The following is a 23,055-nucleotide window of genomic DNA, read 5'->3' as shown; positions in this document are numbered from 1 at the left end:
GCACAGCGACGGCGATCTTGCCTCGAGGAAGTGGTGCGTCGCGTTCACGCCCCACGCGGCGAGCGGGTTCTGAGGTTCGGGGATGTCCACGATGGACACCACGCGGCCTCGATCGGCGAGGACACCCGGGCTGCGGGCGAGGGTGTTCTCACCCACCGTGTTCAGTACGACGTCCACCCCGCCCGGTGCACGTACCTGCGGCACGTAGTCACCGGCTGAGAAGCCGATCGCGATGTCGGCTCCAAGGCCGGTGACGAACTCGTGATTCCTTGCCCGTGCGGTCGTCTCCACCTCGGCTCCCAGCGGGTAGGTCCAGGGGGGTACGGACGTGGCCGGCACGCGCACCAGCACCTGGCCGGGTCCGGGCGTGGCTTTGGCGGCTCCGGTGTGGCGAACGCGGTGTCCGCGGCACCGAAGGGGCAGTCCGCCACCTCGCAGGACCTCGCGTCGACGAGATCGCCGGGACTCGTCTGCGCGTCGAAGGGGAGTGCGAGACGGCATGGGAATACATTCTGGGCAAAGGGTGATGAGGGGCGCAATGGCGGCAAAGTGTGGTTCGCTGCCGTGTTGGGCTGCTCACGTGCCCGATCAGCAGGGAAACGCGACGTGCAGAGCAGCCACCTCGCTCGTCCTCGCCGACCTGGCACTTGGCATGCGGAGCAGACCGCCGGCAGCGGTTGGTCGAACGCACGTCGGAGCCGGCCCGGGCTGGGAGGACGGAGTCGGTTCAGTGCGCGTCGGGAGCCCATGACCTCTTCCTGAAACGGAGAGCACCGTTGCGTAACCGCATGCCCACCCGCCTGGCCGCTGCCTCGATCGTGCCGCTAGCCCTGCTCGGCGCGACGGTCACCACCGCATCCGGCACCCCCACCGTGAATCCTGCCGCCGCGAAGGCCGCGTTCGGGCTCGACGCGACCAGCTACCGCGACGTGACGGGCATGGCCCCCCTGGCCGCGGACGTGGAGAGCGAGGGCTTCAGTGTGCGCACCGCGCCGTCCGGGGAGACCGCCGTCGTGGACAGCTCCATGGCGTCCGACGGGGCCATCAGTGCCGCGAACCCCGGCTTCGTGGATCTGGCGTGGGAGACGTACTCGGGCAAGGCCCGCTACACGGTGGTGCGCGGTGACACCGTGCTCGCGGAGTTGCCTGCAGGATCGACCGGCTTCCGCGACTCCACGGTGGTGCCGGGCGCGAAGTACCAGTACCGGATCGTGCCGCAGCTGGTGGGCGACACCGCGCGGGCCCGCACCGTCGGCCTGCAAGTGACCGTCCCCGCTCCCCGGAGGGGCCAGTCGGAACTCACGGCGATGCGCACGTCGGCCACGGCGCGCGCGGAGGCCGCCGCGGCGGCGGCCACCACGACCCTGACGTGGGTGACGTTCATCGCGCAGAAGCGGCTGGACGCCCCGCTGATCGCGGGAAAGCCCGCGTGCACCTACGGCAAGGGTTACGCCTTCGGCGGCGACAACCGCAGCTTCGACTGGCGCAGCTCCAGCTACCGCACGGCCGCCAACGCGTTGATCACCTGGAAGGGCAGCAAGGTTCAGGGGTCCACGGGCATCGGCGCCACGCACGTGTACAACAAGAAGACCGGCAAGCTCGCGGCCAAGCGGACCGCGTCCGGCAGCAAGATGCAGGTCCGCAGGCTGGGCGGCGGCTCGGGATACGTGGACATCCGCATGGTGACGCACGCCACCAACCCGTTCTGCAGCAAGAATCTCCCCAACGCGATCGACGGAGCCCTGCAGTTCAAGGTCCGTTCCAACGGCAACTGGGAGATCCGCTCCGGTACCCACCGGCAGATGCCCAGCCACCACATCTACATCTACAACGGCGGCCGGGTGACCGATGTGTACAAGCGCAAGGCCGCCAGCCCCTGGTGCCTGTCGGGGTCGGGCCCGGCGGGATGCCAACTGGCCAACCTGACCGGCTACCAAGGCCGCTACAAGTAAGCCCCCGCTACAAGCAGGCGCCCGGCTACATGTGAGTACCGGGCTCACCTCCTGCGGCGGCTCCCGCCCTCCTCGCGGGGCCGCCGCTGCTGTGACGGGCCCTGACGCCTGCGCTCCGCCGCCGACGGACGCGAACCGTGCGGGCGGGCGGACCGCCGCACACACTGATCCATCAGCCCATCAACGGAAGAGCGTGACATGACTGTCACCTGGCGCAGCGCGGTCGCCTACGCGCTGATCGTCACCATCGGATCCTGGATGACCGGCGCCGTAGTCGATCTCGCCTGGTCGGCGGCTGCGGACAGCCTCGACTCCTGGGTGTCGCTCTGGCCGGGGAACCCCCTGACCTACGTGTTCCTGGCCGTGACCACGCTCACCCTCACCCTGACGCGCCGCTTCACCGCCCCCATGCCGCTGTGGCGCGTCCCGCTCATCGACGGGGGCGCCTACCTGCTGGTTCTGCTGCTGTGGGGCGGCCTCTCCGCGTGGCGGGACGGAGCTGCCGTGCCGGTCGACGACGCGTTCGTCACGGCGGGCTTCGCCCTGCTCACCCTCCAGCTGCCGTGCGCGTGGCTGTTGAGCTTCTGGCGCGCTCGACACCTGCGCGTCGTCCTGGACCAGGACGACGGCGGCACGCAGGCCACCCGGGCGGCCGGACAGTGACTGTCGTCAGGCCGTCACCGTCGGCGCGGGGGTCTGTGCGGCAAGATGCTCGCCGACCCGGTCATGCAAAGATCCTGTGGTAGAGCCACTTGATGCCGTCCCATGCCAGGTCGGCACTCTTGATTGATGCCGACAGCCACCCGAAGCCCGCAGCGTCCAGCCAGGCGCAGAAGGTATCGAGGGCCCTCGCGTTTTCTTGGATCAGGGATCCACTTGCCCTTGAGGCGGCCCGGATCAGTCGGCCCAGCTCGGCGTCAGTCAGACTGTCGATGTTCGGCATGGGTTCCTCTCAGTCATTGGTTCGCGCATCGAGTTGCTCCATCACCTGACCTCGGATCCCCTCGGGGATGAAGTCGAACGGCCCGAAGGCTTTGATGGGATCAAAGGTCCAAGCGCGTTTCCCGTCGGGGCAGGATGCGATCAACCCGGAAAACAGCTCCTGAAGTCCGTAGAGGTTGCCCGCGGAATACGGGTACATCTCTACGGTTCGCCCCAGGGTCGCCGAGAGCTTCGCGGATCGATCCTGTGCGATCTCCGCGATGGTCTTCTCTTGGTCGTCGCTGGGCAGATTGAGGCGGTAATTCCAGTTCATCGGGTCGACGAGATCGATCTGATTCAGCCCGAATACGATCTTCTCGTGGTGACCGGCCAGGAGTTGCAGATAGCCTTGGTCCAGCGCGATCGCGCGCTGGCGTGCGGCCATCACCCACAGCACGATGTCGCAGCGGCCCAGGTGGGTCCGGTACATGTCGAGGTAGTCGGGATCGCGCGCCAAGTCCTCTCCGAGCCCCGGCGCATCGACGACGCAAAGCTTCAGACTGTCATCTGTGATCGATGTGGGTGTCGCCGTTACGTTCAGGTCGACGTTCAGGAACTCTTTGGTACAGGCCACCGAGTGGCTGATCGGCAGATTCGTCTTGAACATCGCATTGATCGTCGAGGACTTTCCCGTCCCTGAGGCTCCGATGACTCCGATGGTGGGAGGGTGGCCACGAAGGTAGGCCACCATGGCGTTGCTTACGCGCTTCGTGGCCTCCAGAGGTACTGTGGCTTCGAGTTTTTCGGCCATGTGCTCTCGCATGGTCTTCTGCTTGCTACCTCGATGTGTCATGGCATCCTCGTCGTCGATTTCATCGATGCAGGTAGGACGCTGGGATTTCGTGCCCAGCTCCGATGGTGGCGCGGATATGCAGGCGTCAGGCCACTGAATGTCCGCGCCGGTCTCTTGTGCGCTGACGCTGTACGCCGCACCTCCAGGCACCGACCGCCTCACTCCCGTACCAATTCGTGGTTCTGGTCGGCGGATACCGCGGCCGCCCCGTCCGTCGCGTGAGCGCTGCCCGGGGTGAAACGGATGAGCGCCTCCCGCCGCGTGACATCAAGTACTGTGCGGCGCCCGGCCCTTGCTCCGCCTGAGGCGTCTGTCCCGATTGCCTCGGGCTCATTGCCCGGACGTGGAAGGACACGTCGTATGGCCTTCGGGACGTGGAGAGCGGGACGCTGGGCCCATGGCTGCGCGCACGGTTGCCTGGGTGGTGGTGCTCTCCAGCGCCGCCATACTGGCGTGCGCGGGCTGGATCTCGACGCTTCCCCATGCCGATCGTCTGGGAGACAGCGTCTACTTCGTGTGGGTCGTCGGCGGCGCGAGTCTGGAGTGGCAGCTGGCCGGTGCCGTGCTCATCGGGCTGCGCCCTCGTAACGTGCTGGGGTGGTTGTTCCTCGGCGCGGGGGCTTCTTCCCTGTGGCAGGTGGGCCTCGCGGGCTACGGCGGCTACGGCGTCGCGGTGGCGCAACCCCAGTGGCCGGGCGCGCAGTTGGCCGCAGCGGTCGGCAGCGTGTTGTGGGTCCCCTCCATGCTTCTCACGCCGACGATCGTGCTGGCCTTGTACCCGAACGGGCGCCTGCCGAGCCGGTGGTGGCGGTGGCCGGTGGCCGGAGCTGCCACCGTGATGGTGCTGACGGTGTGCGCCGCGGCGTTCGACCCGCGGGCCTACGACGACGTCGCCCCTGGGCACGCTCCCGCGGTCGCGCTCCCTCCAGAGGTGCTGGCGTGGCTGATGCTGGGCGTCTGCCTGCCGCTGCTTGTGCTTTCGACCCTGGCCATCTGGGCGGGCACCATCGTTCGCCTCGCCCGCGCCCGGTCGCCCGAGCGACAGCAACTGGCCTGGTTCGTCTGCGGAGTGGGGCCCTTGCTCGTCGTCATGTTCAACGACGTGCCCAAGCCCGTCACCGCAACGAGCGTGTATCTCGTTCCGGTGGTCGTGGCGGTCGGGGTGCTGCGCTACCGGCTGCTCGGCATCGAGACGGTGCTGCGTCGCGGTCTCGTCTACGGGACGCTGACCATCACGGTGATCGCGGTCTATCTGGCGGCAACCGCGGTGGTCGGCTCGGCCCTGGACCGTCGCCCACTGCCCGGGGTCGTGGCGGCTGCCCTGGTGGCGGTGCTGCTGGCGCCGGCGCGGGATCGGCTCCAGCGTGCAGCGGACCGTCTGGTGTACGGCGCTCGCCGGGACCCGCTGCGTGCGATCACGCGGCTCGGCGACGAGGTGGCCACCGCAGGCCAGTTGGACCTGCTGTCGGCCGCGCTCAAGGTCGTCATGAACGCTCTCCGTGCCCCCGCTGCCCTCGTGGTGGCACCGGACGGCCGGGTGGTGAACGCGCAGGGGGAGATGACGGTCCCCGGCCCGGAGATGCCCCTGCGAGTCGGCGGCCGGGACGTCGGCACGCTCACCCTGGCCGCCCGAGGACCGGCAGAGCGCTACAACGATGCCGAGACTCGGTTGCTGACCGCGATGGCCTTGCAGATCGCCGTGCTCGTACGGGCGTTGGAACTCACCGAAGCCCTCGAAGCCGAACGCGACCGCGTGGTGGCGGCCACCCGCGCCGAACGCGACCGTCTCCGCCACGACCTGCACGACGGCCTCGGCCCCTCACTGTCCGGCATGGGCTTGGGCCTGCAGGCCCTCGCCGACGCGCTGGCCGCCGGTGACACGCCCACATGCGCCGCTCTGCTGGCCCGGGTCCGTATCGAGGCCACCACCTCCATCGGGGAGATCCGCCGCATCATCGACGCCCTCCGCCCGACCGTCCTCGACGCACGGGGACTGGCCGACGCCGTGCGCGAGCACGCCCGGACGGTGGCGCTGACCGTGCCCGTCGATGTCACCGCCGCGGAACTGCCCACCCTGCCGCCGGACGTGGAGACCGCCTCCTACCGCATCATCACGGAAGCCCTGACCAACACGGCCCGGCACGCGCACGCCCGCCACGCCCTCGTCACCCTCGCGGCCGACGACGGCTCACTGCGGATCGTCGTCAGCGACGACGGCACCGGCATCGGCGCGGCAGCCACGGGCATCGGGCTGACCTCGATGCGCCGACGGGCCGAAGAGCTCCACGGCGACCTCGCCGTGCACTCCACGAAGGCCGGAACCACCATCGTCGCCACCCTGCCCTTGGAGGGCCCGTGACCACCACCACTCCGGTCCGGGTGGTCATCGCCGATGATCACCCCATGTTCCGCTACGGCCTCAAAGCCGTACTCGCCGCGGCCCAGGAGGTGGAGGTCGTCGGCGAGGCCGCCACCGGCGAAGAACTGCTCAGGGTGGTCGAACAGACGTCACCCGACGTCGTCCTCACCGACCTGGCCATGCCCGGCCTCGACGGCATCGCCGCCACGCGGGCCATCCTCCACCGGCACAGCGGCACAGGCGTCCTCGTCCTGACCATGCACGAAGACGACGAGGCGCTGTTCGGCGCCTTGCGCGCCGGGGCCCTCGGATACCTGCTCAAGGGCGCCGACCGGGCGGAAATCATCCGCGCGATCCTGGCCGTCGCATCCGGGGAAGCACTGTACGGCGCCACCGTCGCCCGCAGGATCGTCAACTTCTTCACCGATGCGCAACAGCAGTACGCCGCCCAGGTCTTCCCCGAACTCACCAGTCGCGAAAGGGACGTTCTCGCTCTGGTGGCCGTCGGCTACGGGAACCACGAGATCGCCCGTCGACTCGGCCTGTCCGAAAAGACGGTCCGCAACCACGTGTCCGCCATCACCGCGAAGCTGCAGGTCCATGACCGGGCCGCCGCCGTTGCCGCGGCCCGCGACGCCGGATTGGGCGAAGGAAGCCCTCCGCGAGGCTGAACGGCAGGAACGCCCGCCTGCCGGGAAGCGTTTCGTACGTGGTCCGGTCGGCCGGGACGGTCATGTGCGTCGTGCCGCGATGACCGCGTGGCGGCCTTAGAGGCTGCGGTGTCCGCAGGTAGGATCCAGCGCAGCGCACGCCGGGGGCGACGTGCCGAGCGCCCGGGGGGAAGACGGGGCCGGGCCCGCCGTACCGCATGCGTGCTTGAAGGCATCAACGGGGTGGGGCGGAAGATGTTCACCGGGGACACCGGGCTGCGGTTCGCGCTGCTCGGTCGGCTGCGCGCGTGGCGTGGCGACAGGGAGTGGGAGCTCGGCTCCCCGCAGCAGCAGGCGTTCCGCGCGGTGCTGCTGCGTCAGAAGCAGACTGCCCCACAGCGCCGCCACGACGAGACCCGCGCCCACGCCCCTGCCGTGCTCGGCTCCGCTCTTGGCGGACTCGGGGACCATGGCGGCGCCCGGGCGTACCGGTGTACCGCGCACGGGATCTGTGCCCGCCCGGGCGTGCCGGAGGCCGACGACCTCCTCGCCCCGCTCGGCGCCGAGCCCGGGCGCCGGTGCGGGGCTGAACCGGCACCGTTCGCCTGACGAGAGCGGCCCGCTCTCCTCGCGTGCCGAACCCGTCACGCCGGAACCGGCGCCAGGGGCGGCCCTCCGTCCCGTGACCTCTCGTCAGAGCGCCTTCGCGTCAAAGGCCGCACGCCACCTGGTCCTGACGCCACCCGGTCCTCACCTCGCCTGGCCCGCACGCCACCTTGTCCTCACTCCACACGGTCCTCACGTCATTCGGAGACATCCCATGCCCTCCACCGCCTCGCCCGGCCACTTCCCCGGCGCCGAATCCGGGCGAACCGCCGCCTGCCGCTTCAGCGTTCTCGGTCCCCTTCGCCTGTACGACGGGTCGGCCGATGTGCCCGTCGGCGCGCCCCAGTCGCAGGCGGTGCTCGCGGCCCTGCTGCTCCGGGCGCGTACCCCCGTGTCCGCACGGGAACTGATCGCCGCGGTCTGGGGCGACGAGGCCCCGCCCGGCGCGCTGGGATCGCTGCGCACCCACGTCTTCACCCTGCGGCGACTCCTCGAGCCCGGCCGGGCACCCCGCGCCACCGCGCGCACGCTGCTGACGGCGGGCGACGGCTACACCTTGTGCGTCGCCCCGGAGGACGTCGACCTGACGGTCTTCGAGGTCCGTACGGCCGAGGCACGGCGGGCCCGGGCCGCCGGCCGGCCCGAACAGGCACGGTCACTGCTCGTCTCCGCGCTGGACCTGTGGCGCGGCAGGCCTCTCGCCGGTGTGCCAGGGCCGTACGCCGAGGCCCAGCGCACCCGCATCGAGGAGCTGTGCCTGTCGGCGGTCGAGGCCCGCTGGGAGGTGGAGATCGCACTCGGCGGGCACGACAACGCGCTCGGCCCGCTGCGCGTGCTCGCCGCCGAACACCCGTGGCGCGAGCGGGTCCACGAGCTGCTGATGACAGCGCTGCACCACGCCGGACGGCAGGCGGACGCACTCGACGTCCACGCGCGCGTCCGCCGCGCACTCGCCGAGGAGCTGGGCATCCGCCCGGGGCCCGGCCTGGAACGGCTCCAGCACCAGATCCTCACCGCGGGACCGGGGCGGCAGGCGGGTGACACCGCCGGGCTCCGCGCTCCGGACCGGCCCTACGGGGCGGCTCGACTGCCCCAGGACACCGCCGACTTCACGGGCCGGGGCGACGAGGCCGACCGGCTGTGTGCCGCACTGGAGAGGGGCGGGATCGTCGCCGTCAGCTCCATCAGCGGGATGGGTGGCATCGGCAAGACCGCCCTGGCCGTCCACGTGGCCCGGCGGATGCGCCACCGCTTCCCGGACGGGCAGCTCTACGCGGACCTGAGGGGAACCGATCCCCGTCCCGCGGAGCCCATGGAGGTCCTTGGCCGCTTCCTGTGCGTCCTCGGCGTCCGCGCCGGCCACCTCCCGACGCTTCCCGAGGAGCGGGCCGCCCTCTACCGCTCCATGCTCGCCACCCGCCGGGTGCTCGTCGTCCTCGACAACGCCCGCGACCCGGCCCAGGTGCGCGACCTGCTGCCCGGAGCGCCCGGCAGCGCGGTGCTGCTCACCAGCCGCTCCCGGCTCGTCGGCCTGACCGGGTCCACCCTGGTGGACCTGCGGCCCATGGCGCGGGCGGAGGCCCTGGAACTGCTGACCCGGATCGTCGGCGAACCGAGCGTGTCCGCCGAGCCGGAGGCCGCCGCCGAAGTGCTCGACGCCTGCGGCCATCTGCCGCTCGCCATCCGCATCGTGGCCTCCCGCCTCGCCGCCCGGCCGGACCACACGCTCGCGGAGACCGCCGCGCTCCTCGCGGACGAGCGGCGCCGCCTCGGCGCGCTGCGGGCGGAGGACACCGCCGTGGAGACGACCTTCCGGCTCGGCATGGAACTCCTCGACGCCGAGCACGTCCGCGCCTTCCGTCTCCTGTCCCTGCCCGAGATGCCCGAACTGGGCGTGCCCGTCGCCGCGGCGCTGCTCGCCCGGCCGGAGCGGGAGGCGGAGGAGCTGTGCGAGTCCCTCGTCGACCTGAGCCTGCTCGAGTCGGTCGCCCCCGGCCGCTACCGCTACCACGACCTGCTCCGGCTCTTCGCCCGTGAGACCGCATGCGCCGAAGTGCCGGACCACGAGCGAACCGCCGCACTCACCCGCCTCCTTGAGTTCCGCCTCGCCACCGCCCTGGGCGCCCACCGGGCATCGCTGCCCGACGACGTGTTCCCCGGGCACGTGGCCCCGCTGCGTTTGGAGGGCCAGGACTTCACCGGCCCGCAGGAGGCCGCCGCCTGGCTGCTCGACGAGCAGACGTCTCTCCTGGGGCTCATCGAGCAGGCGGCGGACGACGCCTCCCTGTCGCTGACCGTCTGCGCGGACCTGCTCCTCGCCGCGGACCCGCTCGGCCGCCTCGGCGCACAGCCCTACGGCATCGAACGCGCCGCCCGGACCCTCGCCGAAGCCGCGCGCGCCGCGGGCCACCGCACCGCGGAAGCACGCGCCCTGTACATGTTGGGCAGCTCCGTGCAGCACCGCTTCGCCATGCGGCTCGGCGCCCCCTCCCTGGACCGGGCCATCGAGCTGTGCCGGGAGGCCGGGGACCGGACGCTGCTCGCCCACGTCCTGATCACACGCGGCGGAGGCGCCCTCGCCCTGCGCGACTTCACCACCGCGTACGCCCTGCTGAGCGAGGCCCTGACCCACTGCAGGGCCCTGGCCAGCCGCGGCATCGAGGCGTACGCGCTCGGCTTCCTCGGCCTGGCCCTGCTGGCCACAGGCCGGGCCGAGGAGGGGCTCGCGCACTGCCGCGAGGCCGTCGCCGTCACCCGGGCGACCGGGGACGTCGCCGGTCAGGCCAACGCGCTGCACAACCTCGGCCAGGTCTGCCTGCGGACCGGGCGGACGTCCGAGGCCTTCGACAACCTGCACGAGAGCCTGCGCCTGTGGTGTGCGACGGGCTCCCGCTTCCGCGAGGGCCTCCTGCTCGGCGCGATCGCCCAGGCCCACAACGTCTCGGGACGGCCCGTGGAGGCCGCCGAACACGCCGCGCGGGCACGGGACATCGCCGAGGCGCGCGGCGACGCGGGCATCCTCGCCCGCGCCCTCGCGCAACTCGGCCACGCCCACCGGGCCCAGGGCGACACCGAACGGGCCCAGGAGCACTACCGCCGTGCGCAGAGCGTCTTCCGCGAGCTCGGCCTGCCCGACGCGGACGACATCGCGGGGCACCTCAGGGAGCTCTGACGCACGGCGGTCGACAACAAAGCCCGAGCCCTCGGCCGGGGCGAGTGGCTTCTAGCCCTGGCCGGTGTCCCACTTCCAGACCTGGGACGCCGTGAAGTTGCAGGTGTAGAGCTGCACCGGGGTGCTGTCCCCCGGGTTCCCGCCGGTGACGTCCAGGCACTTGCTCGACTGCGGGTTGATGAGGACGTCGCCCTGGTAGCGGACCCACTTCTGGGCGCCCGAGCCGTTGCAGTCCCACAGCTGTACGGGGGTCCGGTCGGCGGTGCCGCCGGACGCGACGTCCAGACACTTGCCGAACGCGGTCATCGTGGCGCCGACCTCACCGGGCTGCTCGTTGTAGGTCCATCTCTGGGACTCGGTGCCGTTGCAGGTGTAGATCTGCACGGGGGTGCCATTGCCCGTGCCACTGCCGCGGACATCGAGGCACTTGCCTCCGAGCCCGACGACCTGGCCCTGCAACTGAGCCGCCTGCGCCATGGACGGCGTGGCGATGACGACACCTGCCGCGGCCAGGGCCAGCGTGCCCCACAGCTGCGGCTTCCTCGGCGACTTCTTCATGGTGGCCCGTCCTCTTCCTCGCTTCACGGCCCGGCACTGCTGTCCGGGTCCTTGTCCCGAGGAAACTAGGAACAGGCGATCAACAGCAGATCAACGCCCGCTGCACACCACTTGCGCCGCTCGTGTACCAGCCGCCGCCCGCGTCCTTGACCTGCCAGAACTGGTCGGGGTCGGTCATGAGACGAGCAGGCGCAGGCCCAGATCCGCGGCCTCCAGGTCGGCGAGGTCGCTGTTGCGGTCGGCCCAGCGGCCGGAGCGCAGGTCGTCGCGGAGGCTCCGTACCGCCCGTTGTTCGGGCTCCGGTCCGACCCTCGTCCAGACCGACATCGCGCGGCGCACGTGCTCCTCCAGGTACGCCTCGGGGCGGCGCCAGTACGCCTCGAACAGGCCGTCGGCGCAGTCCCACGGGACGGGCACCGGCTCGGCGCGGGCGCCGATCGCGTCGGCCATCACGGCGAGCGAGGGGAAGTCCGCGAGGACGTCGGTGAACTCGGGCAGGTAGTCGCGGGTGAGCCAGAACCGGTCCTGCCAGCGGGGCTCGTCGGTGTCGAACGTGAGCACCACCACGCGGCGGGCCACGCGCCGCATCTCGCGCAGCCCCGCTATCGGATCCCCCCAGTGGTGAACGGTGGAGACGGCCATCGCGACGTCGAAGGACCGGTCCTCGAACGGCAGGCTCTCCGCGGCGGCGGCCACGCACGGCGCCGAGTCGGCGGGCCGCTGCCCCCGCATGACCGCCGATGGCTCGACCGCGGTCACGTCGCGGTCGGCGGGCTCGTAGGATCCGGTGCCGGCCCCGACGTTCAGCACCGTCCGCGCGTCCCCGAGCGCGTCCCAGATCTGTGCGGCGATCCGCGGCTCGGTACTCCGGGTCGCGGTGTAGGCGCCTCCGATCGCGTCGTACAGCCGTGCACCGAGTATTTCCAGTTGCTCCTCCGGCGTCACCTTCCGTCCCTTCGCCCGTGCGTCGAGTTCCTTGTCGATGGCCGTCACCATGGCGTCGGCGCGATCACGCCGCTCAAGGAGCAGGCCGCGCAGTCGGCGCAGGTGCGCGACCGCGTCGGTGGTCGGGTCGTCGACGAGTTCCGCCACCTCCCGCAGGCCGAAGCCCAGCCGCCGGTACGCCAGCACCTCCCGCAGTCGCTCCATGTCGTCCGCCGAGTAGGCCCGGTAGCCGGCGCCGGTCCGCGCCGACGGACGGACCAGCCCGATCTCGTCGTAGTGATGCAGTGTGCGGACGCTGACGTCGGCCAGGTCGGCCACGCGTCCCACAGTCCAGTGATCTTCCACGGCACCGACTATGCGGCCTGACGCCACGTGAGGGTCAAGAGCCTCCCGCGCGGGACGACTCGCGGGATCACGCGGGATCACGCGGGACGACTCTAGGGGTCAGCTGTCGCCGACTTCGCGTGCCACCCGCTCCAGTCGGCGCCGGTAGTCCTCCCACCACGCCGCATCACCCGCTGGCAGGTTGTCCTTGCCCGGCAGCCACCCGGCGGAGCCGTCGATGAGTTCGCGCAGGACATCGGCGTGCCCGGCGTGCCGATGGGTCTCGGCGATCAGGCGGACGATCACGTGGTGCAGTGTCACCTCCCGGTGTTCCTCGGGCCACCACGGGACATGCCCGACCGCGTCGAGCGCGAGCGTCTCCATCGTGGTGTCGGAGTGTTTCCAGGCCTCTCGGTACAGCTCGACGATCTCCGCACGCGACTCCTCCGCGGTGGCCCACATGTCCGCGTTGTCCTCGGCGTTCTCCGTGTACCACCAGGGCGGGCGCTCCTTGTCGAAGTACGGCCGTCCGAACGTGTCGCCGAGGTACCCCAACTCCACCGACGCGACGTGTTTGACCAGCCCCAACAAGTTGGTGCCTGTCGGGGTGAGCGGGCGGCGGACGTCGTACTCGGAGAGCCCGTCCAGCTTCCACAGCAAGGCTTCGCGGGCGTCCTGCAGATAACGGAGAAGGTCTGCTTTCGGGTCTGATGGCAGCATGCCGGGGAGTGTGCCACCTGGCACTGACATCGAGCACCGAGTTGTACGGGTCACACGGCGGGGAGCGATTCCCCGCCATGATGGGAGGCGTTCCGCCCGCCCCCTCGGCGCCCAACTGACCTTCGTGCGCCGCATCCCCGGCACGGCATGGGCATGATGCGTCGCCAGATGTTGGCCGAAGGCAGCCCCTGTGAGGCAAAGGCCCCTGAGCGGCGTGTTTGCATGTGTTGATGATCGTTAACACGCAGGAAACAGCCGCGCCGCGGACGTACGTGGACCGCATTCTGGAGCACTGGTACGAGGACGAGGGCGCCGAGGCGCTCGTCCAGGGGACGCAGCGGCTGACCAGAGGGGAGGCCCGGCGGCGGCTGTTCGGGCTGGGGCACGCGCTGCGTGGGCAGGGCCTCGGGCCCGGCGACGGCGTGGGGCTGTTCCTGGCGAACCGCGTGGACTCCGTCCTGGTGCAGCTCGCGGTCCATCTCATCGGCTGCCGCGTCGTGTTCCTGCCGCCCGAGCCGGGGCCCGGTGAACTCGCCGCGCTGGTCGAGCAGTCCGGGGCGCGCGCCGTGGTCACCGATCCGCTCTTCTCACGACGGGCCGCCGACGCGGCCGGGCGCAGCGTCCACGCACCCGCGCTGCTCAGCCTCGGACCCTGTGAGCAGGAGTGCGCCGACCTGCTGTCCCTGGCGGCCGACTGCCCCACGACGCGTCCCGAGGACGTGCCCGACCCGCGACCGGACGAGGCCGTCACCGTCCTCTACACCGGTGGCACCCTGGGCCGCCCCAAGCTCGCCGCCCACAGCCACCGGCTCTACGACACCCTCCTGGGTCTGGTCGACGACGACCCGCAGGGCACCGCGTTCTTCCCGGCCATGAACGCGGCCACGGACAGGGTGCTCACCGCCACGCTGCTCACGCACGGCAGCGGCCATCTCACCTCGATCCAGGCGCTGGTGACGGGGTCCGCCCTCGTCGTGCTGCCCGAGTTCGAACCGGGCGCGGCGCTGACGGCGCTGCGCGAGGAGCGGATCACCGCCACCATGTTCGTCCCGCCGATGCTGTACGCCCTGCTCGACCACCCGGAGTGCGTGCCGGGCGTCCTCCCGGCGCTGCGGCGGATCGTCGTCGGTGGCGCGGCCTCGTCGCCCAGTCGGCTGCAGCAGGCCGTCGAGGTCTTCGGGCCGGTGCTCAGCCAGGGCTACGGGCAGTCGGAGGCGCTCGGCATCGCCTCGTTCGGCGCGCAGGAGCTGGCCTCGCAGGGGGCCCGGCGGCCCGAGCTCTGGCGCAGCTGCGGTCGTGCGATATCCGGCACCGAGATCGAGATCCGCGACGCCGACAGTGCGGCGGCGCTGCCCGTCCGAGGGGTCGGTGAAGTCTGTGTCCGCGGCGAGACGGTGATGCTCGGCTACTACGAGGACCCGGAGCGCACGGCGGCCGCGCTGCACGACGGCTGGCTGCGCACCGGGGACATCGGCTACCTCGACGCCGAGGGCCACCTCTATCTCGTCGACCGGGCCAAGGACATCATCGTCACCGGCAGCACCAGCGACAACGTCTACTCCAGGGTCCTGGAGGACTTCCTGCTCACCCTGCCCGGCGTACGCAACGCGGCGGCGCTGGGCGTGCCGGACGAGGAGTACGGGGAGGCCGTACAGATATTCCTGGCCACGGCCGCGGACGCGGATGTCGTCCCGGAGGTGGTCGGCGCGGCGGTGACGGCCGAGCTGGGGGAGCTGTACACGCCCCGGAAGACGGTCCTCCTCGACGAGCTGCCGACGACCAAGGTCGGCAAGGTGGACAAGAAGGCGTTGCGGGCCGCGTGGACGAGCGGGGCGACGGGCACGGCGTAGGAGCCGGTGCTTCGCGCTGAACGCGGCGGCCGCCGGGTCCGACGAGCCCCACCGGAACTGCCGTTGAGCCTCTGGGCGTCTCGGTCCTGGAACACATGACTGAATGGGGCAGGTGGGGATGGAGTCGCTCGCGGATCTGCTGGGGGAGTTGAAGGAGCGGTCCGGGCTCAGTTTCGAAGTGCTGGCCAAGCGGCTTCACATCAGTGCGTCGACGCTGCACCGGTACTGCAACGGGGAGGCGGTGCCCACCGAGTTCGCGCTGGTGGAACGCCTGGCCCGGATCTGCGGGGCGACGCCGCAGGAACTGGTCGAGGTCCACCGGCGGTGGGTCCTGGCGGACGAGTACCGCGGGCGGAGAGCGGAGCCCGCGGTGCTGGTCGGCCCCGCGACGTCGGCGGCTCCTGCTCCGGAGCCCGACCCGAAGGCCGAGCCGGAGCCCGACCCGAAGCCGGAACCCGGGCCCGAGGCCGAGACCCTGTCCGGCCCGGGCTCCGCGCCCCTCCCGCCGCCCCGGCCCCCGGCGCGCAGGCGGCGCACCCTCGCCGTCGCGGCCGGCGTCGCCGCAGTCGTCGCCATGGGCTCCATCGCCCTCGCCACGAACGGCAGCCGTGACGGCGCCCCCGACAGCGGCAAGCACCGGCGGATCGCCGGTCCCACGGCCCCGCCGGACCTGAGCCCGTCACCGTCCGACGGGCCGGGAAAGAGCGCCGCCAAGGACAAGCCCCACGCCAAGGACGAGTCCCACGGGCCGGACGAGCCCAAGGGCAACGACAGACCTCAGCGCAAGGGCAAGTCCCCTGGGCCGCACAGGAAGGGCACCCCTTCCGCCTCGACCTCCCGGAAGGGGAGCCCGCCGCCCGGCGTCTCCCACGGCGACGGCAAGGGCCCCGGGGCCGACGGCACGGAGGGCGAGGCCCCCGGCGAGGCCCTGACGGCACGCACCAGGCCGTACGCCTACGAATACGAAGACGACTGCGTCGAGAGCTTCCTGGTGAACCGCGCGCCGGACAAGGTGCCCGCGATGCCCGCGTGGCAGGACGTGCCCGCCTGGGTGGGCGAACTGGGCGCCGTCCCGGCCCGCGAGCAGTACGTCGAGGTCACCGTGCAGGGCACGGGCAGGGAACCGGTCGTCGTGAAGGCCATGAACGTCCGCGTGCAGTCCACCGGGACGCCGCCGGCCTGGAACAACTTCCTCATCGGGAACGGCTGCGGCGAGACGGTGGAGACCAAGTACTTCTCCGTCGACCTCGATGACGCGGCACCACGCCTCACCCCCAGGGCGGGCCAGGACGACTTCCCGTACAGAGTCAGCGAGAGCGATCCGCTGGTCTTCTACGTCACCGCCCAGGCCAAGAAGCACGACGTCCGCTGGTACTTGGAGGTGGAGTGGTCCCAGGGCGCCCGGCACGGGACGCTCCGCATCGACGACCAGGGCAAGGCGTTCCGCACCAGTGGCGTGAAGGGGCGCCCCACGTACAAGTGGGGAGGTTCGGACGAGTGGATCAGGGACACTCCCGGCCCGGGGGACAGTGCGGTGGCGGAGGGGCACGCGGGCTGACGGCCTGTTGCCGAGCCACCGGGGTGCCCGAGTAGGGTCGGAGGCCGCGTGACGGCTGACGGCTGCTGCGTCCTGGCCTCCCGGTCCTTGCGAGGGCAGATGCCCATGGGCCCTTCCCGGCCCCACCCGGGAAGAGCCCAGGCACGCGCGTACGGGAGGGCCCCGTGCGCGCCGGGCACCGGGATGCGGCTCCCGACGTCTCACGGGCAGTACTGCGGGCCCCCGGGCCCGTACCCCCCACACAAAGAGTCGCGCGTGCGCGGCCGCAGATCAGGAGCACCAGTGCAGGGCATCCCCCACATAGCCAGCACACCGCACGACGGGCGATCGTCGCCCGTACCCCCTGCGCGGGGGGCGCGGCCCACGGGCCGCGACATGACACCGCGCGTGCCGTACGAGGCCGTTGTGCCCCATGAGGCGCCGGTGGCGCGGCATCCCCGTGCCGCCGACGAGCCGCACATCCCCGTGTTCATCGACGAGTCGGGCTGGCGCCGACGGGCACTGCAAGGCGTCGCGGTGGCCGTGAGCTGCGCCTGCGTCGGATACCTGTTGTTCGTCGGCACACTGATGAGCGGGCTGCTGCGGCCCGCCGCCACGCATCCGCCGAGCACCGACGGGTCGGTGCCCGCCGGTCCGGACACCGGCAAGCGGGCCCAGGGCCCCGGCGCACCCGGGCGAACCGACCCCCACGCGGACCGCGACAAGCACCGCCGCCCGTCCACCGGCAGATCCGTCGCACCCCCGGCCGGAGGCCCGGGGCAGTGAGGCGCGGCGCCGCTGTCCGCCGCCCGCCGCGCGGACACTGGCTCGTGCTCCTCCTGGTCCTCCTCGTGGTCGCCGTCACCCTCCTCTTCGAAGGCTGGACGACCCACCAGGTCGACGCCGCCCGCACCAAGCCGCCGTGCACCCGGCCGATCCCGCGCGAGGCGGACGACGGGAAGCCGCTGCTGCGCTTCGGCCCCAAGGGCGTCACCACCGCTTCCATGCCACCGGGGACCGTCGCGCTCACCTTCGACGGCGGGCCCGACCCGGTGTGGACGCCGCGCCTGCTCGACCTGCTGCGCAGACACCAGGCGCGGGCGACCTTCTTCGTCTACGGCAAGGACGCGGCCCGGCACCCGAAGCTGATGCGGCGGATCCTGTACGAGGGGCACGAGATCGGCTCGTACACCTACAGCGGCGGCGACCTCGGCGTCGCCTCGCCGCTGCGCGCCCGCCTCGAACTGTCTCTCACCCAGACCGCGCTCGCGGGCGCGGCAGGAGTCAACACCACCCTGCTGCGGCTGCCGCACACCACGGCCGCGGACACGCTCTGCGGCCCCCAGTGGCCCGCGGCGAAGCGCGCGGCGGAGCAGGGGTACCTCGTGGTCGCGTCGGACTACAAGGACCGCAAGCCGTGGCGGGGCCTTGTGTCGCAGCACAGCCAGACGGACCTGGGCTACCGCGAGGCGGAGGACCTGCTGAAGGACCGCCGAGTGCGGCGGTTCACCACCATCAGCGGCGGGCTCGGACGGCCCTCCTTCGTCAACGGGGTCCCGGTCGCCGACGAGGTCAAGGGCGCGGGCCTGATCTGGTCGAAGAAGCTCGGGCAGGCCTTCCTCACCGTGATGGTGTGGACGCTGACCCTCGCGGGCACCCTCGGCGTCCTGCGGATGGTCCTGTTCGCGGTGTTCGCCCGGCTCCACGTGCGCAGGCTGCACCGGTACCGGCCCGGCGCGCCACGCCTTCGCGAGGTGCGGGACCCGGTGACGGTGCTCGTGCCCGCGTACAACGAGGAGGCCGGTATCGCCTCCACCGTGTACTCGCTGCTCGCCTCCACCCACCCGCACTTCCAGATCATCGTGATCGACGACGGCTCCACCGACGCCACCGCCGACATCGCCGAGTCCATCGCCGACGCCGACCCGCGCGTGACGGTGATCCGGCAGCCCAACGGCGGCAAGCCCAGCGCCCTCAACACCGGCCTGGCGCACGCCCGGTACGACATCGTCGTCATGGTCGACGCGGACACCATCTTCGAACCCGAGGCCCTGGCCCGGCTCGTCCAGCCGCTCGCCCACCCGGCGGTCGGCGCGGTCAGCGGCAACACGAAGGTCGGCAACCGGCGCAGCCTGATGGGCAAGTGGCAGCACCTGGAGTACGTACTCGGCTTCAACCTCGACCGGCGCATGTTCGAGGTCCTGGAGTGCATGCCGACGGTGCCGGGGGCGATCGGCGCCTTCCGCAGGGACGCGCTGATGGGCGTCGGCGGGGTCAGCGACGAGACCCTCGCCGAGGACACCGACCTCACGATGGCGCTCTGGCGGGCCGGTTGGCGGGTCGTCTACGAGCAGTCGGCGGTCGCCTGGACCGAAGTGCCCGGCACCCTGCGGCAGTTGTGGCGCCAGCGCTACCGCTGGTGCTACGGCACCCTTCAGTCGATGTGGAAGCACCGGCGCGCGGTCGTGGAGGTCGGCCCCGCCGGACGCTTCGGCCGTCGGGTGCTGCTCTACGTCACGCTGTTCCAGATCGTGCTTCCGCTGTGCGCGCCGGTCGTCGACATGTTCGCGCTGTTCGGGGCGCTGTTCCGCGACCCCGTGGAGGCCGCCCTCGTCTGGTTCGGGTTCCTGTCCGTCCAGCTGGTCACCGCCGCGTACGCGCTGCGGCTCGACCGGGAACGGCTGCGCGTGCTGTGGGTGCTTCCGCTCCAGCAGTTCGTCTACCGGCAGTTGATGTACCTGGTGGTCATCCACTCCGTCACCACGGCCCTGCTCGGCACCCGCCTGAAGTGGCACAACATGAAGCGCGCCGGGACCGCCGACCCGTATCTGCTCGACGCGCCCGCGCCGCCCGAAGAGGCGCGGCAGAGCCTGCAAGGGAGTCGACCATGACAGATCCGCTTGCCGCGCGTGAGCGGTTCGCCGAGCGCCCCAGCTCCCACTACGGTCCCCGGCGCGCCCACGCCCGGCAGTCGAAGGTGAAGCGCAGGAGGCTGCGGAGGGCGCTGCTCGTCCTGCTGGCGGTCGTGGCCGTCGTGGCGGGAGGCGCGTACGGCTGGGCCGAGACCCGGCTCCGGCGCGACGTCGACCTCGGCGCCTACGGGGACCGGCCGCCGCCCGGCAAGGGCACCAACTACCTCATCGTGGGCTCCGACAGCCGCGACGGGCTCTCCGAGGGCGATGTGCGGGACCTGCACGCGGGCGGGGGCGGCGGGCGCCGCACCGACTCGATGATGCTGCTCCACACCGGGGCACACGGCACCAGCATGGTCAGCCTGCCGCGCGACTCCTGGGTCACCGTGCCCGGCCGCCTCGACACCCTCACCGGCAAGACGAAGCGCCCCGAGGGCGACAAGCTGAACGCCGCCTTCGCCTACGGCGGCCCCGAACTCCTGGCCCACACCGTCGAGAAGAACACCGGCCTGCGCATCGACCACTACGCGGAGATCGGCTTCGCCGGGTTCGTGAACATCGTCGACGCCATCGGAGGCGTACGGATGTGCCTGGACCGGGACATCAAGGACAAGAAGTCGGGCGCCGACCTGCGCAAGGGCTGCCAGACCCTGAACGGCAGGCAGGCACTCGCCTTCGTACGCCAGCGGCACCAGGAGAGGGAGGGCGATCTGGGCCGCTCCAAGAACCAGCAGAAGTTCCTGTCGACCCTCGCCCACCAGGCCGCCCGCCCCGACACGCTCTTCGACCCCACGGAGATCGGACCCGCCCTCCAGGCCGGGCTCGACACCCTCATCGTCGACAAGGACATGAGCCTGCCCGACCTCGCCACGATGTTCCGCGCCGTGCAGGGCGTCGCGGGCGGCCGGGGCAAGCAGATCAACGTCCCCGTGTCGGGCATCGGCGTCCCCACGCCCAAGGGCAACGTACTGAAGTGGGACCCCGAGCGGTCGGCCCGCCTCTTCGCCGACCTGCGGCACGACCGGCCGGTGACGGAGACGGGGGAGACGTCCCGGGAGCGCGAGCGGGAGAGGGCCCGCCCGCCGGGCTGACCCTCCAGGGGGCGCCGCCTCACGATTCGAGGGGGTACCTCGTCGTACTGCATGAGACCGCGGTCATCAGCCCGCTGTGGCCCCGTTCGACGCAGGAGGTACTCATGAAGATTGTCGTGGCAGGCGCCGGATACGCCGGGACACTGGCGGCGAACCGGCTGGCCAAGAAGGTGCCGGGGGTGGAGATCACCGTGATCAATCCGCGGGCGGACTTCGTCGAGCGGGTGCGGCTGCACCAGCACGTCGCCGGAACCGGGAAGGTCGCGACGCCGCTCGCACGGATGCTGCGGGTCGGCGTCGCGGCGCGGCTGGCGGCCGTGGAGAAGGTCGGGGACGGCGGTGTGACCCTGGACACCGGGGAGTTCGTCGACTTCGACTATCTGGTGCTGGCCGTGGGATCCACGGTGTCGCCGCTGCCGGGCACGGTTCCGGTGGGGACGTGGGAGGGCGCGGAGTACGCCCGCGCGGCGCTCGCGCAGCTTCCCCGGGGCGCCACGGTGACGGTCGTCGGTACGGGAGCGACCGGCATCGAGACGGCCGCCGAGATCGCCGAGGGGCGGCCCGACCTGGGCGTGCGCCTGGTGGGAAACCGGCTCGCGGCCACCTTCTCCGACGGCGCCCGGCGTCGTGTACGCGCCGGTCTCGAACGGCTGGGGGTCTCGGTGATCGAGGACACCGTGACGGAAGTGCTGCGGGGGCAGGGGGAGGACGGGGCTGACGGGCAGCGGCTGCGACTGGGGGCGGCGGGCTCGGGCGGAGCCGTCAGTTCCGATCTGACGCTGTGGGCCGTTCTCGGCAGCATCCCCGACCTGGCCGGGCGCAGCGGCCTGGAGGTCGACGAGCGGGGCCGCGCCGTCGTCGACGAGCATCTGCGCAGTGTGAGCGATCCGCGGATCTTCGTGGTGGGCGACTGCGCCGCCGTGCCCGGCTCCCGGGCCGCCTGCCAGACCGCGGGACCGCAGGGCGCCCACGCCGCCGACACGCTGGCCCGCGTGATCAAGGGCCGCAGGCTCACGCCGTACTCCATGGGGTACTTCGGCACGGGGCTCGCCCTCGGCCGCCGGGACGCCGTGATCCAGCTGTCCCGGCGCGACGACAGCGCACGGCGGCAGTATCTCGCGGGCCGTTCCGCGGTCGTGGTCAAGGAAGGCGCGACCTTGGGGGCGAAGTACGGGGCTCGTACCGCCACCATCGCCTGGTTGCGCGGGGCGAACTGATCGCCCCGTAGCACGGGACGCCACGGATTCCCGAGCGAGTCCGTGACACCAAGTCCGTGACACCAAGTCCATGAAACCGAGTTCATGACGCATGAACCGTGACGCATGAAATGTGACACATGAAAGGGGTCTGCCATGTCGTGTTCGCGTGTGCCGCATCCACGCGAAGGAGGCCGGGCGCTCGTGGTCGGTCTCGGGATCGCGGGCATCGCCACCGCCGTACGGCTGCGGCAGGTCGGTTGGGATCCCGTCGTGGTCGAGCGGGCGTCCGCCCGGCGGTCGGGCGGGTACTACATCGCGCTGTTCGGCTCGGGAGTCGCCTCGGCGCGACGGCTCGGCGTGCTGGAGCGGATCGGCGACCGGGGCGGCCCGCGGATCGCTCTGTACGACGTCGACCGGAGCGGCAACCGCCGCCCCCGAGTGAACCTGGGATCCCTGGAGGGAGGCCCTCGCCCCCTGCTGCGCGGCGATGTGGAACAAGGGTTGTTCGCGGCGCTGCCGGACGACGTGGAGATCCGCTACGCCACCGTGCCCACCCGCGTCGACCAGGACGAGTCCGGCGTACGGGTCACGCTGCACGACACCGCGGCCGACACCACCGTCGACGAGCGCTTCGACCTGGTGGTGGGCGCGGACGGCATGCGCTCCACGGTGCGAGGGCTGGCCTTCGGCCCCCGGCGGTATCTGCACCCGCTGAACTACATGATCGGCGTCACCCTCCTGGACGGGCCGGTCGACGGATTCGGCCTGTCCGAGGGCCTCATCCTCGCCGAGCCGGGACGCTCGGCCTGGGCTTTCCCCTTCGCCGACCGGGCACCGAGCCTGCTGTTCTCGTGCCGCACCCGAGACGTCGACGCCGAGTTCAGCCGTCCCCCGATCCAGTCCATCCGCGCCGCGTTCGGACCCGAGCCGACCGGTCCGCTCCTGGAAGGCCTGCTGGCCCGCTACGAGCAGGCGCATGACGCCCTGTTCGACTCGGTGCAGCAGGTGCGCATGCCCAGCTGGCACCGCGGCCGGGTCGTCCTGGTCGGTGACGCCGCCTGGTGCATGACCCTGTACTCGGGCATGGGGGTCTCCAGCGGCATCGCCGGTGGGGAACTGCTCGGCACCATGCTTCAGCGCCACCGGGGCGACGTGCCCGCCGCGCTCGGGGCCTGGGAGGCGCGGATGCGGCCGTTCATCCGCACCCAGCAGGACAGCGCACTGGTCTCCGGGCGGCGGATGTTCACCCCGCTGGACCGCAAGGAGCTGATCGTGCGTGCCGGGCTGAGCCGCCTGATGCGCGCGCCCGGCCTCGGCAAGGCGGTGTGCAGAAAGCTGCTCGACAGCAAAGACATGCGGGCGAAGAACGCCGACGTCGCGGCGCCCTGGGCGTAGGCGGCGGACGG

The 23,055-nt window shown here is 71.6% G+C and carries 18 protein-coding genes and 1 pseudogene; 13 read left to right on the top strand and 6 right to left on the bottom strand.

The window, feature by feature from the left end; all coding sequences use genetic code 11:
* Window positions 1-24 precede the first annotated feature (24 nt).
* Window positions 25-303 (bottom strand): annotated as a pseudogene (locus tag ACZ6AA_RS38755) (zinc-binding dehydrogenase); the annotation flags it as partial.
* 485 nt (window positions 304-788) lie between these two features.
* Here ACZ6AA_RS38755 and ACZ6AA_RS38750 point away from each other — a divergent pair.
* Window positions 789-1,952, top strand: a complete 1,164-nt coding sequence (locus ACZ6AA_RS38750) for a hypothetical protein (protein ID WP_471463164.1) — start codon at window positions 789-791, stop codon at window positions 1,950-1,952.
* 198 nt (window positions 1,953-2,150) lie between these two features.
* A complete protein-coding gene (locus ACZ6AA_RS38745) occupies window positions 2,151-2,615 on the top strand; it encodes a hypothetical protein (RefSeq protein WP_468455224.1) in 465 nt (154 codons plus the stop codon).
* Between the two features lie 61 nt (window positions 2,616-2,676).
* Here the strand turns inward: ACZ6AA_RS38745 and ACZ6AA_RS38740 are convergent, their stop codons facing one another.
* Together ACZ6AA_RS38740 and ACZ6AA_RS38735 are read right to left on the bottom strand one after the other, a co-directional pair.
* Window positions 2,677-2,895: a hypothetical protein gene (locus ACZ6AA_RS38740; RefSeq protein WP_468455226.1), complete on the bottom strand. Its 219-nt coding sequence runs from the start codon at window positions 2,893-2,895 to the stop codon at window positions 2,677-2,679.
* 9 nt (window positions 2,896-2,904) lie between these two features.
* The gene (locus tag ACZ6AA_RS38735) at window positions 2,905-3,876 is read right to left on the bottom strand and encodes a GTPase family protein (RefSeq protein WP_468455228.1); all 972 of its coding nucleotides are present in this window, start codon (window positions 3,874-3,876) and stop codon (window positions 2,905-2,907) included.
* A 247-nt stretch (window positions 3,877-4,123) separates the two neighbouring features.
* Between ACZ6AA_RS38735 and ACZ6AA_RS38730 the strand changes: the two genes are divergently transcribed.
* From ACZ6AA_RS38730 to ACZ6AA_RS38715, 4 genes are all read left to right on the top strand, one after another.
* The gene (locus tag ACZ6AA_RS38730; protein WP_471463162.1) at window positions 4,124-6,085 is read left to right on the top strand and encodes a sensor histidine kinase; all 1,962 of its coding nucleotides are present in this window, start codon (window positions 4,124-4,126) and stop codon (window positions 6,083-6,085) included.
* Window positions 6,082-6,756, top strand: a complete 675-nt coding sequence (locus ACZ6AA_RS38725) for a response regulator (protein ID WP_468483395.1) — start codon at window positions 6,082-6,084, stop codon at window positions 6,754-6,756. Before ACZ6AA_RS38730 ends, ACZ6AA_RS38725 begins: the two co-directional genes overlap by 4 nt.
* A 234-nt stretch (window positions 6,757-6,990) precedes the next feature.
* A complete protein-coding gene (locus tag ACZ6AA_RS38720; protein ID WP_468455234.1) occupies window positions 6,991-7,344 on the top strand; it encodes a hypothetical protein in 354 nt (117 codons plus the stop codon).
* A 211-nt stretch (window positions 7,345-7,555) separates the two neighbouring features.
* Complete coding sequence (locus ACZ6AA_RS38715; RefSeq protein ID WP_471463159.1) at window positions 7,556-10,513, top strand: AfsR/SARP family transcriptional regulator; 2,958 nt, start codon at window positions 7,556-7,558, stop codon at window positions 10,511-10,513.
* 51 nt (window positions 10,514-10,564) lie between these two features.
* On the opposite strand, the gene ACZ6AA_RS38710 is transcribed toward ACZ6AA_RS38715, so the two are convergent.
* The 3 genes from ACZ6AA_RS38710 to ACZ6AA_RS38700 all read right to left on the bottom strand — a co-directional run bounded on the left by ACZ6AA_RS38710 (window position 10,565) and on the right by ACZ6AA_RS38700 (window position 13,060).
* A complete protein-coding gene (locus ACZ6AA_RS38710; protein ID WP_468455238.1) occupies window positions 10,565-11,071 on the bottom strand; it encodes an RICIN domain-containing protein in 507 nt (168 codons plus the stop codon).
* A gap of 174 nt (window positions 11,072-11,245) precedes the next feature.
* On the bottom strand, window positions 11,246-12,343 hold the full coding sequence (locus ACZ6AA_RS38705) for a MerR family transcriptional regulator (protein WP_468455782.1): 1,098 nt from the start codon (window positions 12,341-12,343) through the stop codon (window positions 11,246-11,248).
* 117 nt (window positions 12,344-12,460) lie between these two features.
* Window positions 12,461-13,060 (bottom strand): DinB family protein, encoded by a 600-nt coding sequence (locus ACZ6AA_RS38700; RefSeq protein ID WP_471463157.1) that lies wholly within the window; start codon window positions 13,058-13,060, stop codon window positions 12,461-12,463.
* A 230-nt stretch (window positions 13,061-13,290) separates the two neighbouring features.
* Between ACZ6AA_RS38700 and ACZ6AA_RS38695 the strand changes: the two genes are divergently transcribed.
* From ACZ6AA_RS38695 to ACZ6AA_RS38665, 7 genes are all read left to right on the top strand, one after another.
* On the top strand, window positions 13,291-14,910 hold the full coding sequence (locus ACZ6AA_RS38695; RefSeq protein WP_471463155.1) for a class I adenylate-forming enzyme family protein: 1,620 nt from the start codon (window positions 13,291-13,293) through the stop codon (window positions 14,908-14,910).
* Window positions 14,911-15,013: 103 nt separating this feature from the next.
* Window positions 15,014-16,468 carry a helix-turn-helix domain-containing protein gene (locus ACZ6AA_RS38690; protein ID WP_471463153.1) on the top strand — a complete coding sequence of 485 codons (1,455 nt, stop codon included), beginning with the start codon at window positions 15,014-15,016 and terminating at the stop codon, window positions 16,466-16,468.
* Window positions 16,469-16,891: 423 nt separating this feature from the next.
* Window positions 16,892-17,233, top strand: coding sequence for a hypothetical protein (locus ACZ6AA_RS38685; RefSeq protein WP_471463152.1), 342 nt, complete (start codon window positions 16,892-16,894; stop codon window positions 17,231-17,233).
* 44 nt (window positions 17,234-17,277) lie between these two features.
* Window positions 17,278-19,338, top strand: coding sequence for a bifunctional polysaccharide deacetylase/glycosyltransferase family 2 protein (locus ACZ6AA_RS38680; protein WP_468455248.1), 2,061 nt, complete (start codon window positions 17,278-17,280; stop codon window positions 19,336-19,338).
* Entirely contained in the window at window positions 19,335-20,450 is a 1,116-nt protein-coding gene (locus tag ACZ6AA_RS38675; protein WP_468455250.1) for an LCP family protein, read from the top strand. The genes ACZ6AA_RS38680 and ACZ6AA_RS38675 overlap by 4 nt, the downstream gene beginning before the upstream one ends.
* Window positions 20,451-20,554: 104 nt before the next feature.
* Window positions 20,555-21,667, top strand: a complete 1,113-nt coding sequence (locus ACZ6AA_RS38670) for an NAD(P)/FAD-dependent oxidoreductase (RefSeq protein WP_471463150.1) — start codon at window positions 20,555-20,557, stop codon at window positions 21,665-21,667.
* Between the two features lie 183 nt (window positions 21,668-21,850).
* Entirely contained in the window at window positions 21,851-23,044 is a 1,194-nt protein-coding gene (locus tag ACZ6AA_RS38665) for an FAD-dependent monooxygenase (protein ID WP_471463148.1), read from the top strand.
* Window positions 23,045-23,055: the final 11 nt, after the last annotated feature.

The organism is Streptomyces sp. NPDC040610 (assembly GCF_055594065.1).
This window is presented reverse-complemented; position numbering and strand designations above follow the sequence as displayed.